At 57.2% G+C, this 15,077-nt stretch carries 12 protein-coding genes; 8 read left to right on the top strand and 4 right to left on the bottom strand.

Features of this window, described 5'->3' with window-relative positions; genetic code table 11:
- The first annotated feature begins 29 nt into the window (after positions 1–29).
- Positions 30–455: a hypothetical protein gene (locus P3T25_RS37505; RefSeq protein WP_429362082.1), complete on the top strand. Its 426-nt coding sequence runs from the start codon at positions 30–32 to the stop codon at positions 453–455.
- Between the two features lie 337 nt (positions 456–792).
- On the opposite strand, the gene P3T25_RS37510 is transcribed toward P3T25_RS37505, so the two are convergent.
- From P3T25_RS37510 to P3T25_RS37520, 3 genes are read right to left on the bottom strand one after another with little or no spacing between them, the layout of a single operon-like run.
- Positions 793–1,080 (bottom strand): hypothetical protein, encoded by a 288-nt coding sequence (locus P3T25_RS37510; RefSeq protein ID WP_429362084.1) that lies wholly within the window; start codon positions 1,078–1,080, stop codon positions 793–795.
- Positions 1,081–1,111: 31 nt separating this feature from the next.
- The gene (locus P3T25_RS37515) at positions 1,112–2,044 is read right to left on the bottom strand and encodes an electron transfer flavoprotein subunit alpha/FixB family protein (protein ID WP_429362086.1); all 933 of its coding nucleotides are present in this window, start codon (positions 2,042–2,044) and stop codon (positions 1,112–1,114) included.
- 13 nt (positions 2,045–2,057) lie between these two features.
- Entirely contained in the window at positions 2,058–2,807 is a 750-nt protein-coding gene (locus tag P3T25_RS37520) for an electron transfer flavoprotein subunit beta/FixA family protein (RefSeq protein ID WP_429362088.1), read from the bottom strand.
- Between the two features lie 713 nt (positions 2,808–3,520).
- Here P3T25_RS37520 and P3T25_RS37525 point away from each other — a divergent pair.
- The 6 genes from P3T25_RS37525 to P3T25_RS37550 all read left to right on the top strand — a co-directional run bounded on the left by P3T25_RS37525 (position 3,521) and on the right by P3T25_RS37550 (position 12,317).
- Positions 3,521–5,296, top strand: coding sequence for a DUF1302 domain-containing protein (locus P3T25_RS37525; protein WP_429362090.1), 1,776 nt, complete (start codon positions 3,521–3,523; stop codon positions 5,294–5,296).
- A 99-nt stretch (positions 5,297–5,395) separates the two neighbouring features.
- Positions 5,396–6,016 (top strand): GTP cyclohydrolase I FolE, encoded by a 621-nt coding sequence (gene folE, locus P3T25_RS37530; protein WP_429362092.1) that lies wholly within the window; start codon positions 5,396–5,398, stop codon positions 6,014–6,016.
- Positions 6,017–6,132: 116 nt separating this feature from the next.
- The gene (locus P3T25_RS37535; protein WP_429362094.1) at positions 6,133–6,930 is read left to right on the top strand and encodes a crotonase/enoyl-CoA hydratase family protein; all 798 of its coding nucleotides are present in this window, start codon (positions 6,133–6,135) and stop codon (positions 6,928–6,930) included.
- A gap of 313 nt (positions 6,931–7,243) precedes the next feature.
- The gene (locus tag P3T25_RS37540; RefSeq protein ID WP_429362096.1) at positions 7,244–8,614 is read left to right on the top strand and encodes a DUF1329 domain-containing protein; all 1,371 of its coding nucleotides are present in this window, start codon (positions 7,244–7,246) and stop codon (positions 8,612–8,614) included.
- A gap of 80 nt (positions 8,615–8,694) precedes the next feature.
- On the top strand, positions 8,695–9,816 hold the full coding sequence (locus P3T25_RS37545; protein WP_429362098.1) for a WD40/YVTN/BNR-like repeat-containing protein: 1,122 nt from the start codon (positions 8,695–8,697) through the stop codon (positions 9,814–9,816).
- The gene (locus P3T25_RS37550) at positions 9,813–12,317 is read left to right on the top strand and encodes an efflux RND transporter permease subunit (RefSeq protein WP_429362100.1); all 2,505 of its coding nucleotides are present in this window, start codon (positions 9,813–9,815) and stop codon (positions 12,315–12,317) included. The genes P3T25_RS37545 and P3T25_RS37550 overlap by 4 nt, the downstream gene beginning before the upstream one ends.
- Positions 12,318–12,413: 96 nt before the next feature.
- Here P3T25_RS37550 and P3T25_RS37555 read toward each other — a convergent pair whose 3' ends face one another.
- Positions 12,414–13,622: an acetyl-CoA C-acetyltransferase gene (locus tag P3T25_RS37555; protein ID WP_429362102.1), complete on the bottom strand. Its 1,209-nt coding sequence runs from the start codon at positions 13,620–13,622 to the stop codon at positions 12,414–12,416.
- 151 nt (positions 13,623–13,773) lie between these two features.
- Between P3T25_RS37555 and P3T25_RS37560 the strand changes: the two genes are divergently transcribed.
- Complete coding sequence (locus P3T25_RS37560) at positions 13,774–15,006, top strand: acetyl-CoA hydrolase/transferase family protein (RefSeq protein ID WP_429362190.1); 1,233 nt, start codon at positions 13,774–13,776, stop codon at positions 15,004–15,006.
- Positions 15,007–15,077: the final 71 nt, after the last annotated feature.

Consider the following 15,077-nt stretch of genomic DNA (forward strand, 5'->3'; position numbering starts at 1 on the left):
GGGGCGTGGCGAGCCAGAGGGAGATCCAGATGCGCGTCATTTTGACCGGCGAGACCAGCACGGGTGAAGCCATAGTGGTAACTGATTGCCATGCGGATTCGGTCGAACCGGTGTCCACAGCATTTGGAGTCAGCTTCGCGGAGGTTTTCGTAAGCGATCAACGGATACCATTGCCGTCCAGCGGTGACCAGCCGAAAGCCTCGGCGACGACTCTTTTCCCGCCCCCGGGTGGTTTTCGATTCTGGTTGTTGACTATTCCCGCGCATTGCGCGCCGATGGCTCCATCGCCAGGGACCACGGCAGAACTGGATGCGATTGCAAGGATTGATCCTGACTACGCGGCGAGGTTGCTGGGCGATGGCAGTGGCATGGCACGGGCGGACACCGTGGAGTGGGTCATTGTGCTTTCCGGCCGGGTTGTGCATTACCTGCCTGACGGCAGACCTTTGCACTAGCCCCGGGCGACAGTGTGGTCCAGATCGGCGCGAGACATCGGTGGGCGAACACTACCGATTCGCCTTGCGTGATGGCGGTTTCGGCCATTGGATGTCGGCGGGAAGGACCTTCTCCCTGGCCGGTTTGCGCAGTCTAGTTTTGGTCGACGCGCAGTGCAGGGCCCGCACCCGCCGGTCCCAAGCGCCTCCGCCGATAGCGGCGCGGCACCTTTGCCTGTACGCCGCAAAACGAGACATAGTTCGTCGAACGCGCACCAGAGGACGTGAACTTAGGAGTTAAGTACGTTTGCAAGCGATTCAATCTCCGGTTCAGAGCGTAAAACGTACGCCGTGTGCTTCACCGGAGCTTCTCCTCGCGGTTTGAGGAATCCTTCTTCTTGTTGCGTGGCAGATCGGCGTCCTGTGTGCGTGCCATAGCTTCCCGAATCCCTTCATCGAACGTGGCCGTGGTCGCCACGTGACGATCGGCTACGCTCACGAGCCAGCCGCGATCGGTTCTGCACCAGCGTATCAGACCCTGATCATAGAGGTCAGAAAACCACCGCCACACGGCGGCGTCTTCGGCGTTGGCACATGCGGCGGCCTCCTGGCGCGCGTTCAGATCGAAATTGGCACCTTGAGTCATGTTCTTACCGATGCATTGGATTGTCCAGCTATCAGAGGTTCTCCCGCAGTTCCGGTACGACCGCGAACAGATCGCCCACCAGACCGTAATCGGCGACGCTGAAAATCGGCGCTTCCGGGTCCTTGTTGATGGCGACGATAACCTTCGAGTCTTTCATGCCGGCAAGATGCTGGATCGCACCCGAGATACCGACAGCGATGTACAGTTGCGGCGCGACGATCTTGCCCGTCTGGCCGACCTGATAGTCGTTCGGCACGAAGCCCGCGTCGACCGCTGCGCGCGATGCGCCCAGCGCTGCGTTCAGCTTGTCGGCCAGCGGCTCCAGAACCTTGGTGTAGTTCTCGCCGTTGCCCAGACCGCGGCCACCGGAGACGATGATCTTCGCCGAGGTCAGTTCCGGACGGTCCAGCTTCGTCACTTCACGGCTCACGAATTGCGAGAGGCCCGTGTCGGCTGCCGCTTCGATCTTCTCGACCGTTGCGCTGCCGCCTTCTGCTGCCACCGGGTCGAAACCCGTCGTGCGGACCGTGATGACCTTGATCGGGTCTTGAGATTGCACCATTGCGATCGCGTTACCCGCGTAGATCGGGCGCTCGAACGTGTCGGCGCTATCCACTGCGGTGATGTCGCTGATCTGCGCGACGTCGAGCTTCGCGGCGATACGCGGCGCGATGTTCTTGCCGTAAGCGGTCGCCGGCGCGAGGATGTGCGTGTAGTCCTTCGCGATGTTCAGCACCGTCGCCTCGACGTTTTCTGCGAGACCCGCTGCGAGTTGCTGCGCGTCGGCCAGCAGCACTTTGCTCACACCTGCAATCTTCGCTGCGGCATCCGCTGCGGCCTGTGCGTTGTGACCCGCGACCAGCACGTGAATATCGCCACCGATCTTCTGCGCGGCGGCAATCGTGTTCAGCGTCGCAGCCTTGATCGATGCGTTATCGTGTTCTGCAATTACCAGATTCGTCATTTCGTCCGTCTCCTTACAGCACCTTGGCTTCGGTCTTCAGCTTCTCGACCAGCGTCTTCACATCCGGCACCTTCACACCGGCGGAACGCTTCGGCGGCTCGACAACCTTCAGCGTCTTCAGGCGCGGCGTCACATCAACGCCGAGATCTTCCGGCTTGAGGACTTCCAGCGGCTTCTTCTTCGCCTTCATGATGTTCGGCAGCGTCACGTAGCGCGGCTCATTCAGGCGCAGGTCGGTCGTGATCACAGCCGGCAAGCTCAGCGACAGCGTTTCCGCGCCGCCATCCACTTCGCGCGACACGGTAGCCTTTCCGTCTGCAACCACCACCTTCGAGGCGAACGTCGCTTGCGGCAGATTCGCCAGCGCAGCCAGCATCTGGCCGGTCTGGTTCGAATCGTCGTCGATGGCCTGCTTGCCCAGAATGACCAGCCCAGGCTGTTCCTTGTCGACCAGCGCCTTCAGCAGCTTGGCGACCGCCAGCGGCTGCAGGTCTTCGCCCGACTCGATCAGGATCGCGCGGTCCGCGCCGATCGCCAGCGCCGTGCGCAGCGTTTCCTGCGCTTGCGTCACACCTGCCGACACAGCGATCACTTCGGTCGCTACGCCCGCTTCCCTCAGACGAACGGCTTCTTCGACCGCGATTTCGTCGAACGGATTCATCGACATCTTCACGTTCGCGATGTCGACGCCTGTGCAGTCTGACTTCACGCCGACCTTCACATTGGCGTCTACCACTCTTTTCACTGAAACGATGATCTTCATGCCTTCTCTCAATACAGTATGTTGGGTTGAAGGAGTTGCTTCGGCGCATTTTCCATACCAGCGGATCGCATCGCCGTCTGCGGAGCCCCTTTGGCCAGTTTTCCGAATCCTCCAAGTACTTCCGTGACTCTGTTCTCGCAGCCCCTGATCCGCTGTCGCCGCATTGAAGCGCCCGATCGACCGGAGGTGGGTCGCAAAGCGCATCGTCAGCGGGCACGGGATGGTTGTATGCGCCCCCTGCACATGAACACGAACAAATATAGCTGATAACTAATCAGTTATACAACGATTCTGCGCATCGGCATGATGCTGTTGGGGTATCCACCAATGACTGAAAATTAGTCGAAAAAATGTCGTATACGTACAAAAACAGCTTTTAGTTCAAATGGTTACGTGCAAAACGGCGTGATGTCAGACAAGGATGGCGTGTGCAAGCTCCTATTGACACTCGACGAAAACAGAAAATAAACTGACGATGTGTCAGAAAACATATGGAAGCCACGATGTATGGATTGGTTGTCGTGGCCAAATGACGGTGTTAGGAGCGGTACGCGGTCGGCGGCGTCCCCGTGCTCCTCCGTGGGAGAGCCAGAAAGTCGATGAAGTGGGGTCGACCAACGCAGTCGTATGCGGGACAGGTGGATCTTGATCGAGCTAAGTGCTGGCCGTGAGTCGAACGCGGCCAGGGGAAGAGGGGCACAAGGAGCAGTGCGATGGATCGACTATTGTCCGAGCGCCTGACGGTTGCGAACTGGCTAACAAATAAATTAAATCAGGAGACGGAAATGAATCAGTGCAAGGTGAGCAAATGCCTGCCGTTGCGAATTACGTGTTCGACCGCAGTTGCCTGCCTGGCGCTGGGAGGGGGAGTTCATGACGCGCAGGCGTTCGAATTGCCACTCGATCCAGACTGGGTGGTCAACTGGGACAACACAGTGACATACAACCTCGGGGTGCGCGCTCAAGGAATCAACCCCGGGATCGGAAATAATCCGGCTTTTGCAGAGTCTGATTACAAATTTTCGCATGCGGGTGACGTCGTGACGAACCGCATTAGCGACCTTTCAGAATTTGACGCGGTTTGGAAGGATAAGTACGGTTTTCGCGTCAGCGCTTCGATGTTCAAGGACTTTGCATACGGCAATGGCGTCAATACGAATCCAGGCAACTTCGCGCCCGGTGTTCCGTACTCAAGTTTGTTCTCGTATGCCAATAATCAGTATACAAGTTACACAGAGCGGTACTATCAGCAAGGTATCCAGTTACTCGACGCGTTCGTGTTTGGCAAGTTTGATATCGGGGGGCACAACACCACGATCAAGCTTGGCCAGCTAACCCAATTCTGGGGCAATGCACTCTTTTTCGGCGCGCAGGGCATCAACTATTCTCAAAATGCGTCTGACGGAATCAAGGGTTCCAGTCAACCGGGCTCGCTCACGAAAGAGTTGGCGCTTCCTCGTCTCCAGGTGCTGATCAGCACTCAGATTACGCCGACATTCAATCTTGAGGGACAGTATTTTCTACGGTCGGCTAGGAACCTGCTTCCGGAGGGAGGTACATATCTAGGCACTGCGGGATTTCTGTTTAATGGGCCTCAATTTCTCGAAGGGTCAATTCCTCGTGGCTCGGATGTCAGGCCGAGCAATACTAACCCCAACTACGGCGTGAAGGCTTCGTGGAGCCCAGAGTGGTTAAGAGGAACGATCGATGCCTACTATCGCCGCTTCGATGAAGTGCAGCCATGGGCTCCGCTCATTGGTGTGGATCCGGCAAGTGGCGCTACGAACTATCACCTCGCATACGCAAGTGACGTGCATCTCTTCGGGTTGAGCCTTGAAAAACAGATCGGAGACTATAGTACCGGCTTCGAGGTGTCGTATCGGGAGCATACGGCCCTCAACAGTGCTACTGGGCCGCTGCCTGGAGATCTTGCCGGATTGCAGGGGCCACGTGGCAATACGATCAATGTCATCGCCAATGTGATTGCCGGGCTCACGCGGACACCGCTCTGGCAGACTGGTTCGCTGACCGCCGAACTCGCTGGAACCCACCTAACGTCGATTACCAGTAATGGCGCACTGTATAACGGGACGGGTAATCCCATGGGGTGCCCCACCGGAAACAAATGGGACGGCTGTTCGACCAGAAACTCGGTTGCTGTCGCTGCTTTGTTTGACCCGACCTGGTTGCAGGTATTTCCGGGTGTCGATATCGACATGCCGCTGTTTGTGGAGTACGGCCTATACGGAAATACAGCAAGCCTTGGGACTTCGGTGGGGCAGGGTGGCCTGATTTACACTGCGGGTGTGCACGCACTGGTAAAGAACAAATACAACGTCACCCTCCAGTACAACGGATATCACGCCCATACGAATGGTGGCAACACGGCCGTTAATGGCGGCGCTGCGTCGTTCTATACGAGCGGTAATGGTATCTACTTCTACAACGACAGAGGATGGGTATCTCTGACACTGCAGATGGCCTTCTAGAGAAAACTACGTGATGGCCGCCAATTGCAAGCGCGGTATGCGGATGCCTGTCCTTAACAAGCTGCTTCGTTTGAGGCATGCATGCATCAATGTACAAACATGAAACTAGACAATGGCGGCCATTTCGCACGGGATTACGCTCCTCTCCTTGAGAAACCCTCGCGCGAGGATGCCGAGGACGCAGTTCGTGTACTGATCCGCTGGGCTGGTGACGACCCTTCTCGAGAAGGCTTGGTGGATACTCCCGCTCGCGTAGTTCGTTCGTACGGGGAGTTTTTTGCCGGGTACCTGGTCGATCCACGCGAACTGCTGACCCGCACGTTTTCGGAAGTCGATGGCTACGATGAGATGATCGTCCTGAAGGACATCCGTTTTGAGAGCTATTGCGAGCACCATATGGTCCCCATCATCGGACGTGCACATGTGGCATACCTGCCCGAACACCGGGTAGTTGGGATCTCAAAGCTGGCGCGACTTGTCGACGCATATGCGAAGCGCCTGCAGATCCAGGAAAAGATGACCGTGCAAATTGCCGATACCCTGAACGAAATCCTGCAACCGAAGGGGGTGGCGGTCATGCTCGAAGCGGCGCATCAGTGCATGTCGACGCGCGGGGTCCTCAAGGCAGGTTCGGAAATGGTTACGTCGCGCATGCTTGGTTCATTTCGTACGGACCCTTCCACTCGTCGGGAATTTCTGTCAATTCTCCGCAAGGAATAGGTGTCAACTGTTCACCGCGCCGGCACTAATTCAACGAAAGCTGGCGATGCAAGTCGGATTTTGTTCGGATGCAGAGCAAGTCCATTCAAGACGTCCGACCCGTTAACGAGGTTCCCATGAGTATGTTGCTGGTTGAAAAGCGTGGCCACGTTGCCTTACTCACGCTTAACCGCCCTGAGTCCATGAACGCCCTGGGCGCGATCGGAGACGGGGAGGTTGTTCGTCAGGTTTGTGATGAAGTAAACCGGGATCGCGATATTCGATGCGCGATATTGACCGGCTCAGGGCGAGCTTTTTCCGCCGGCGGGGATGTGAAGTCAATGCTGGAAAAAAAAGGGGCGTTCGCCGGTAGCGGAATCGAAATTCGGGAAAACTACAGGCGGGAGTTTCATGCGGTGACCAGCGCAATTTATGGTCTGGAAATGCCGTTGATTGCTGCTGTAAATGGCGCTGCGGTCGGTCTCGGCTGCGATCTTGCGTGTCTCGCTGATGTACGCATCGCGTCTGACGATGCCCGCTTTGGAGTCACGTTTCTGAAAGTCGGATTGATTCCCGGAGACGGCGGTAGCTGGTTGCTCCAGCGAGTCATTGGATACAGTCGGGCTGCCGAGATGCTCTATACCGGCAAGCTGATCGACGCGGCGACCGCTGCGGAATGGGGCCTTATTTCACAGATCGTTCCGGGTGCCGAGTTGTCCGGGGCGGCGTTTCGACTGGCGCAGCAGATCGCTGCGCAACCTCCGCATGCATTGCGTTTGGCGAAGAGTCTGATGCGACATGGCCGAAGTGCGCCGTATGAAGCGGTAATGGAGATGTCGGCGACGGCGCAGGCGTTGTGCCATCTAACCGAAGATCACGTCGAAGGAGTGAGCGCGCTTGTCGAAAAGCGCGCCCCGATCTTCGAGGGAAAGTAGTAGGTCGCCGGCGCGAAGGGGGTGCGCTTGCCGACCTCCTCCAGTGTGTGGCTAGCATGAATATGTGTCAGTTAAAAAGTAATGATCGCGATTTTGTGAGGGAGATTGCTAGTCGATTCGCTAGTTAAAATGACGTATAGTCAGTTATTAGGTGGCGAGGTTGGTCTGCCGAAAGGAGGAGACGGTACCCGGTGGTTCGTTGCGATCTGCGCTGCGCGGAGGTGCGACTGGAATCGGGCACCCGTGACGAAAAAAAGGGGGGCGATGGCTGCGGCCTTCGCTACCCGGTTCCAAATCCATGGAGGAGCAAGCAATGAAACGGAACGTATGGTTTCTGGTCGCAATTTTTGCAGGCCTGCAGGGCGGCACGGCGTTCGCGGCCGTTGATGCGGATGCTGCCAAGAGTCTCGGCACAACGTTGACGGATTTCGGCGCAGAGAAAGCAGGCAACGCTGACGGGTCAATCCCGGCATATAGCGGGGGACTTACGGAGGCTGCCCCTGGGTACAAGGGTGGCAGCACGGTTTACCCTGACCCGTTCGAAAACGAAAAGCCGATCCTCACTATTGACTCAAAGAACATGGCCGAGCATGCTGAAAATCTGACAGCGGGTCAGATTGCAATGTTAAAAAAATATCTGGACTATCGGATGCAGGTGTACCCGACGCACCGCACCGCACCTTATCCGGAATGGGTGCTCAGTAATTCGCGGGCAAATGCCACAAAGGCTCATCTCATCGGTTCGATCGAGGGGGATGGCGTGAGCGGTGCTTATGGCGGGGTCCCGTTTCCGATTCCAAAGAATGGCTACGAGGTGATGTGGAATTTTTATCTCCACTGGATGTCCGCCGGCCGTGTCGTTCGCAACGAATCCTATCTCGTAGAGCCTGACGGCGGCCGTACGCTGCTCGGTACTTTCACGGGCACTTATGGCAATCAGTATTACGATCCGGCCGCGAAGAGCGTCCCCGATCTGTATTACCTGAAACAGCTGGAGATCGGGAACGCACCGTCTTCCCAGGTTGGTTATAACCTGATCCTCTCCTATTCGCTCAACTATAGTCAGGCTGACGTGTTGAACTGGCTCTACACGCCGGGACAGCGTCGTGTACGCACGGCGCCGGAATTTACCTACGACACGCCCGCTGCAAATTTTGGGGGCGCGTTGACCTATGACGAAGTGGGCATGTTCTCGGGGCGAATGGATCGGTTCGACTTCAAGTTGGTCGGCAAGAAGGAAATCTACGTTCCCTACAACGTCTATAAGCCTTTCTTGCCTTCAACGTCCGTGCAAAGTTTTCTGACAAGAAAATTTCCGGATCCTGCCATGGTCCGCTTCGAGAAACACCGAGTGTGGGTCGTTGAAGCAACATTGAAGTCCGGTCAGCGTCACATCATGTCCCGGAGAACTTTCTATGTAGACGAGGACTCTTGGATTGTGAGCGAGGTCGACGAGTACGACCACGCTGGCCAGTTGTACCGAATTGGCCTTGACTATCCCTCTGTTATCTATGACCCCGTCGCCCCCTATCTTACTGACGCCCGATACAGTTTTGTGGATCTTTCCAAGGGTTCGTACTTTATTGGTGGCGAATTCGGCACCGGCTATGAGAAAAGCGGGGCGAAGTTGCCTGACATGTCGCGTTTTACTCCGTCCGGCCTGATGAATGCGGGCATCCGTTAGCGGCGTGAAGTCGGAGCTATTGATGTCTTGAGGCTCCAGCTTGCGAGATTCGCGCTGGTGCCGGTAATCCGGAGTTCTCGATGAACAACTTATGGTCTCGCTTTGCCACTTCGACGATAGCCCTTCTTGTAGCGATTTCGGTCCAAGCCCAGACGGATAGCAAAGCCTTCCAGGATCCCCTCGATACCCCAGCGGTGGAGCAATTCGGCTTCAGAGGGCGAACGAGTCAGCCTTTGATGGCGATTACGAACGCAGGCACCCGGGTCGTCGCTGTCGGATTGCGGGGGCTTATTATCATTTCTGACGACCAGGGACGGTCGTGGCACCAGGCTCGTGTTCCGGTGCAGACTGACCTGGTCGCCGTACAGTTCGTGAGCCCGGAGCAGGGGTGGGCGACCGGACATGACGCGGTCATTCTGCATACGGAAGACGGTGGCCGAACGTGGAAAAAGCAGCTAGACAATCGTGTGGCGGCCGTCGCATTTCCCGCATATTACAGAAATAGAATAGCGTCAGGCGACGCGTCTGCGGCGGTGTTTCTCAAGGAGATTGAGCTCAATACGCAAGGCGACACGTCGTTACCATTTCTTAGCGTTCACTTTACCGATCTCCAGCACGGAATCGCAGTCGGTTCCTTTGGAATGATCGTGTCGACCGACGATGGCGGTAAGCATTGGATACCTTGGATGGATCACATCGACAACAAGGGATTTCTAAATCTGAATGTGATCAAGAAGATAGGTGACAATCTTGTTATCGCCGGTGAACAGGGTGGGGTGTATCGCTACGATGGAGCGCGCAGATCATTCGTCGCAGTGTCCGCGCCCTACAAGGGAAGCTTCTTCGACGTCACTGGAACGGGTAATTTCCTGCTGGCGGTCGGATTGCGTGGAACAGTCTTCCGAAGCCCGGACGGAGGGGCTACGTGGCAACACGTCGACACGCCCGTAAAAGACAGCTTCACGACTGCGGCGACAGTCGATGGGGGGGCGATGGTTATTCTGGGCAGTTCTGGCGGCGCCTTGCTAGTGAGCCGGGATCAAGGAGTGACGTTTCAGGCAGAGGCAGTCTCACATCCGATGCCTTTTACTGGCATTGACGTACTGGGGGCCCAGCGCTTGATGCTCGCCGGCTTGCAAGGAGTCAATTTGGAACAGGTCCTTACAGGGCGCTCGGCTACGTTCAATGAGGTTTCAAAATGAATCAATTCGATCAGGCGCAAGCGGCAGATGAGGGTGTGGTTGCCAGACGACTGGAAGACTTCAATCCGCGCTCGGGTAATGTTCTTGAGCGACTGATTTTCAATCATCGCCTCGTGATTGTTCTGGTCTGCGTGTTGCTGACCGCCTTGCTGGGCTCGCAGGCGGTACGCCTGAAGGTTAATGCGAGCTTTGACAAGACGCTGGCCGAGTCACAGCCCTTCATCCGCAACTATCTGGAAAACAAAAGCATCGCGCGTGGACTTGGCAACACAGTGCGGATCGTGGTGGAGAACAAGAACGGCGACATTTACGATCCTGAGTATCTGCGGACACTGCGCGAAATCAACGACGCAGTGTTCCTGATGCCGGGGGTTGACCGCCTATTCATGAAATCCCTCTGGACCCCTTCGGTTCGATGGACGCAGATTACGGAAGAGGGTTATCGCGGCGGTGCGGTTATGCCGCAGGACTACACTGGCTCCGTCGCGTCAGTGAGTCAACTCAAGCGAAACGTGATGCTGGCGGGAATCGTTGGGAGTGTGGTATCTAACGATCAGCACTCGAGCATGATCGTGGTGCCGCTGATCGAGAAGAATGCGGTGACGGGTGAGCCGCTCGACTACGCGGCATTCTCGAAGGAATTGGACAGGAAAGTACTCTCGCACCAGTCGCAGCGGATCGGGATTCACATTACCGGATTCGCAAGACTGGTCGGAGACCTGATCGACGGCATTGGAAAGATGAGCCGATATTTCGCCGTCGCGGCAATCGTTGCGGCCGGTGCAATCTTCCTTTACACGCGATGTGTGCGCAGCACGTTACTCGTGCTGGTCTGCTCACTGACCGCGGTAGTCTGGCAGCTTGGCGTTGTCAATCTACTTGGCTTCTCGCTTGACCCGTATTCGGTACTGGTTCCTTTTCTCGTGTTTGCTATTGGCGTGTCGCACGGCGCACAGAAGATGAACGGGATCATGCAGGATGTTGGTAAGGGAATGCACAAATACGTCGCAGCGCGTCACACGTTCCGACGGTTGTTTCTCGCAGGGTTGACGGCTTTGCTCGCCGACGCGGTCGGATTTGGGATACTGACAATCATTGATATTCCGGCGATTCGCGATCTTGCAATGACGGCGAGCATTGGCGTCGGTCTGCTGATCTTCACAAACCTGGTTCTTCTGCCGGTGGTTTTGTCGTATACGGGGGTAAGTCGCGCAGCAGCCAGACGCAGCCTTCGTGCGCAGCAAATGACTGCCGAGAATCCGGTTTTTTCAGAGCGTTTGTGGGGCGTCCTTGATCGGTTCACGAGTCGCCGCTGGGCGGCAGGCGCGCTCATCGTGACGACCGGATTGACCATCGCCGGATTTGTAGTCGGTCTGAATCTGCAAACCGGTGATCTTGATCCGGGCGCTCCTGAACTGCGTACGGATTCGCGCTATAACCGGGACGCCGCTTTCATATCCAGCAAGTTCGGACTTTCAAGCGATGTCTTTGCGGTAATCGTCAAGACGAAGCCGGACGGTATGAGCAGCTTCCCCACGTTGACCGAGGAAGATCGCCTCGAGCAGCAACTCCGTGCCTTACCTGTTGTGCAGGGGACGATGTCTGCTGCCAACATGGCGCGGTATGGCACGTCCGGTATCAACGAAGGTAGCCCGAAGTGGTTCACCTTGAGCCGTCAGGCTTCGTTGTCCTCCCAGGCGACATTCGACCTCAAGACGAACGACCCGGAGCTGATGAACACAGACGGTACAGCGGGCACTGTAATCGCATATCTGGCGGATCATCGGGCAACCACCTTGGACCAGATGGTCAAGATAACCGAGTCGTTCGCCAGAGCGCACAGCAACGGGGACCGTCGATTTCTGCTTGCTGCCGGCAGCGCAGGCATCGAGGCGGCAACCAACATCGCCGTTCTGCAGGCCAATGAGCGCATGCTGGCGTTCGTGTATGCGGCAGTCATCCTGCTTTGCCTGATTACATTCCGGAGCTGGCGCGCCACGATTGTCGCGGTTATACCGCTCGCCGTGACATCAATTCTCTGTCAGGCGTTGATGGTGATGCTTGGGATTGGAGTCAAGGTTGCTACATTGCCAGTCGTAGCGCTAGGCGTTGGCATTGGAGTGGACTATGCCCTGTATCTGCTGAGTGTTCAGCTTGCGCAACAGCGGGCCGGAATGGACCTTCCGACCGCATATCGCAAAGCAGTCGGCTTCACAGGAAAGGTGGTGGCGCTAGTTGGCGTTACGTTGGCTGCGGGGGTGGTCACCTGGGTATGGTCGCCTATAAAATTCCAGGCAGACATGGGAATTCTGCTCACGTTCATGTTCATCTGGAACATGATCGGCGCACTGGTGCTGATTCCGTCGCTGTCTCATTTCCTTCTGGGAGCCGTGACCGACGGTCGGCAGCGCAAGCCGGCAGCGACGGATGTTCGGCAATCCAGCGCGGCGACGAAGAACAACTCCCGAGGGTTATCGAGAGAACACTCATCTGGAGCGTAGCGTTTCGGGTTTGTCCTGTCGGTTCAGGCGTTCTTTCGCAAAGGTTGTCACGAGACCCTATCCGATATCAAGCCGGATGGGGTCTCGCTCATTGAATTACGGCCGTTCGAAGAGCGCCGCAAGTCCCTGCCCACCGCCAATGCACATCGTCTCAAGTCCGTAACGACCTTTGCGACGTGCGAGCTCGTGTAAAAGGGTCGTCAGTATGCGGACACCAGTCGCCCCGATGGGATGTCCAAGCGAAATGCCGCCGCCATTGGGATTCAGGCGGTTCAGGTCATTCCACCGCCATGCCTTGAGGACGGCCAGTACCTGAGCGGCGAACGCCTCGTTGAGCTCGATCACATCCATGCTGTCGAGAGTGAGCCCTGTTCGAGCAAGCAGCTTGTTGACGGCTGGGACGGGACCAATACCCATTGTCGCCGGATGACAACCCGAAGCTGCCCACGCGTTCAGGAAAGCCATGGGCTCAAGCTTCAATGAGGCCAGGCGGGCCTCCGCAACAATCAGACAGGCGGCGGCGGCATCGTTCTGCTGACTGGCATTGCCAGCGGTAACCGTCCCATCCTTCAGAACAGGTCTCAGGCGAGATAGGGTTTCTTGGCTGGTGTCGGGACGGATACCTTCGTCTTTCGAAAAGATCAAAGTGTCACCCTTTTTTTGGGGCACCGTGACTGGCACTACCTCTGGGTCGAAGCGACCTTCAGCCCATGCCGCCGCTGCACGGCGGTGACTTAAAACTGAGAAATTATCAGCTTCACCGCGGCTAATTCCATATTCCCTCGCGAGATTCTCTGCGGTTTCAGGCATGCCGGAAATCACCCCGAAACGTTGCTGTGGCTGCGAGCGCTCGCGTCCCCGCTGCAGCCGATCATGAAATTCAACCGAGCCGGAACGGGCCCCCCAGCGCATGTCGTTCGAGTAGTATTCAATATTACTCATACTTTCAACGCCAACGACCAGGACGACGTCAGCCGCGTGCGTCTGCACCATCATGGCCGCGTCGATGACTGCCTGTAGACCCGACCCGCAACGCCTGTCGACCGTATACCCGGGCACTTCGAGCGGTAGTCCGGCCGCCAGTGCGCCATAACGGCCAAGGCACGGTGCCTCGCTGGACGAATACGACTGCGCGACAATTACCTCGTCGATAGCCGCGCCATCTATTGCGCTGCGTTCGAGTACCGCCTGGATGATATGCGTGGTCAACTGGTCGGCAGTGAGGGGGCGCAAACTGCCGCCAAAGCTTCCTACCGGGGTACGCAGCGGGGTGACTACGGCCGCCCGCCTGAGCGCTGTGTTCATGCTATGAGTCTCCCATGGGATTTGTGTCCAGTTTGATATAAACTGACGCTTCGTCAATTATATATTGCGTCGGGCAGAATGGGTGACCGGCTCTTGAGGATGACTGCTCTTGAAGATTCTTGACGCCGGTGAAATCGACTTCGGTGCGCTCGTGCGCCGCGGCGAAACCGTGATGTGGGGCCAGGCTGGTGCCGAGCCTATAGCGTTGACGCGCGCACTGATGGAGCAGCGTCACCGCGTTGGCCAATTGCAGGCATTTATCGGCGCTACGTGGTCGGAAACGGCCGACCCGGAATTCACGGATTGCGTGCGCTTCCGGTCCTACTGCGGGGCCGGTGGCAATCGGACCCTCGCAATGCAGGGAAAGCTCGACGTTCTGCCGTGTCACTATTCGCAGCTCGGCGAGCTGATTTCGACAGGCCAACTCAGGGTCGATGTCGTGATGGTGCAACTGGCGCCTGCGGGGCCGGATGGCCGGTTCAGCCTTTCGCTGGCCCACGAGTATCTTGTTCCCGCAATCAAACGGGCGAGACTCGTTATCGCAGAGATCAATGAGCTTGCGCCATGGACATATGGGCAGTACAGCTTGTCTGCGGATGATATACATATTGCTGTTGTGACGGCTCGACGCCCTCTTGAACCGTCGCGCAGCAATCCGGGCGAAATCGAACAGGCGGTGGCGCGGCAGGTTTCGGCGGTGATCGAGGACGGATCGACACTCCAGTTCGGCATAGGGTCGATACCGGAAACGGTGCTTAGCGAACTGTCCAGCCACCGGGAGCTGGGTATCCATACCGGAGCGCTCGTAGACGAGGCCGCGCGACTGATCGAGGCCGGCGTTGTCACCAACGCCCGCAAGACCGTCGATGCGGGCCTAAGCATCGCGGGGGTAGGGATGGGCAGCCGTACATTAAATGAATTTGTTCATCGCAATCCGTCGGTGCAGTTCCGTTCGGTGTGCTATACGCACGCAGCTGAAGTACTGGCTGCAATTGATCGCTTCGTGGCGATTAATTCAGCCATTGAAGTGGATTTGACGGGACAGGTCAATACCGAGGTGGCGCGTGGAATATACGTCGGCGCGGTCGGTGGTGCGCTGGATTTTCTTCGCGGCGCGCATCGGTCTCAAGGTGGCATGCCGATCATCGCATTGCCATCGACAGTGGGATCCGGCGGCCCACAGATTGCGAGCCGAATCGTTGCGTCGCTGTCTGGCCCCGCGACTATTCCCCGCGCAGACGCTGGCCTAATCATTACCGAGCACGGTGTGGCCGATCTGCGAGGGTTGTCTGTTCGCGACCGCGTCCGGCGCCTGATCTCCGTCGCTGCGCCGCAATTTCGCGATGAACTTGAGTGGCATGCTCATGCTGAGGCGCTGTTGTAAACCACTATTGAGTGCACCTCTATGGTTCCGCGAAACGAATCTCCTCGCCGAAATGCGTCGACCCCGGATCT

This window comes from Paraburkholderia sp. GAS32, from assembly GCF_050434225.1.
In the GTDB taxonomy this organism is placed as follows: domain Bacteria; phylum Pseudomonadota; class Gammaproteobacteria; order Burkholderiales; family Burkholderiaceae; genus Paraburkholderia; species Paraburkholderia madseniana.

Bases quoted from the DNA above. Each gene is read 5' to 3' on its own strand.
- folE (WP_429362092.1), top strand. From the start codon at position 5,396: ATGAAACTAGACAATGGCGGCCATTTCGCACGGGATTACGCTCCTCTC.
- P3T25_RS37550 (WP_429362100.1), top strand. From the start codon at position 9,813: ATGAATCAATTCGATCAGGCGCAAGCGGCAGATGAGGGTGTGGTTGCC.
- P3T25_RS37545 (WP_429362098.1), top strand. From the start codon at position 8,695: ATGAACAACTTATGGTCTCGCTTTGCCACTTCGACGATAGCCCTTCTT.
- P3T25_RS37510 (WP_429362084.1), bottom strand. From the start codon at position 1,080: ATGACTCAAGGTGCCAATTTCGATCTGAACGCGCGCCAGGAGGCCGCC.
- P3T25_RS37555 (WP_429362102.1), bottom strand. From the start codon at position 13,622: ATGAACACAGCGCTCAGGCGGGCGGCCGTAGTCACCCCGCTGCGTACC.
- P3T25_RS37515 (WP_429362086.1), bottom strand. From the start codon at position 2,044: ATGACGAATCTGGTAATTGCAGAACACGATAACGCATCGATCAAGGCT.
- P3T25_RS37535 (WP_429362094.1), top strand. From the start codon at position 6,133: ATGAGTATGTTGCTGGTTGAAAAGCGTGGCCACGTTGCCTTACTCACG.
- P3T25_RS37525 (WP_429362090.1), top strand. From the start codon at position 3,521: ATGGATCGACTATTGTCCGAGCGCCTGACGGTTGCGAACTGGCTAACA.
- P3T25_RS37520 (WP_429362088.1), bottom strand. From the start codon at position 2,807: ATGAAGATCATCGTTTCAGTGAAAAGAGTGGTAGACGCCAATGTGAAG.
- P3T25_RS37505 (WP_429362082.1), top strand. From the start codon at position 30: ATGCGCGTCATTTTGACCGGCGAGACCAGCACGGGTGAAGCCATAGTG.
- P3T25_RS37540 (WP_429362096.1), top strand. From the start codon at position 7,244: ATGAAACGGAACGTATGGTTTCTGGTCGCAATTTTTGCAGGCCTGCAG.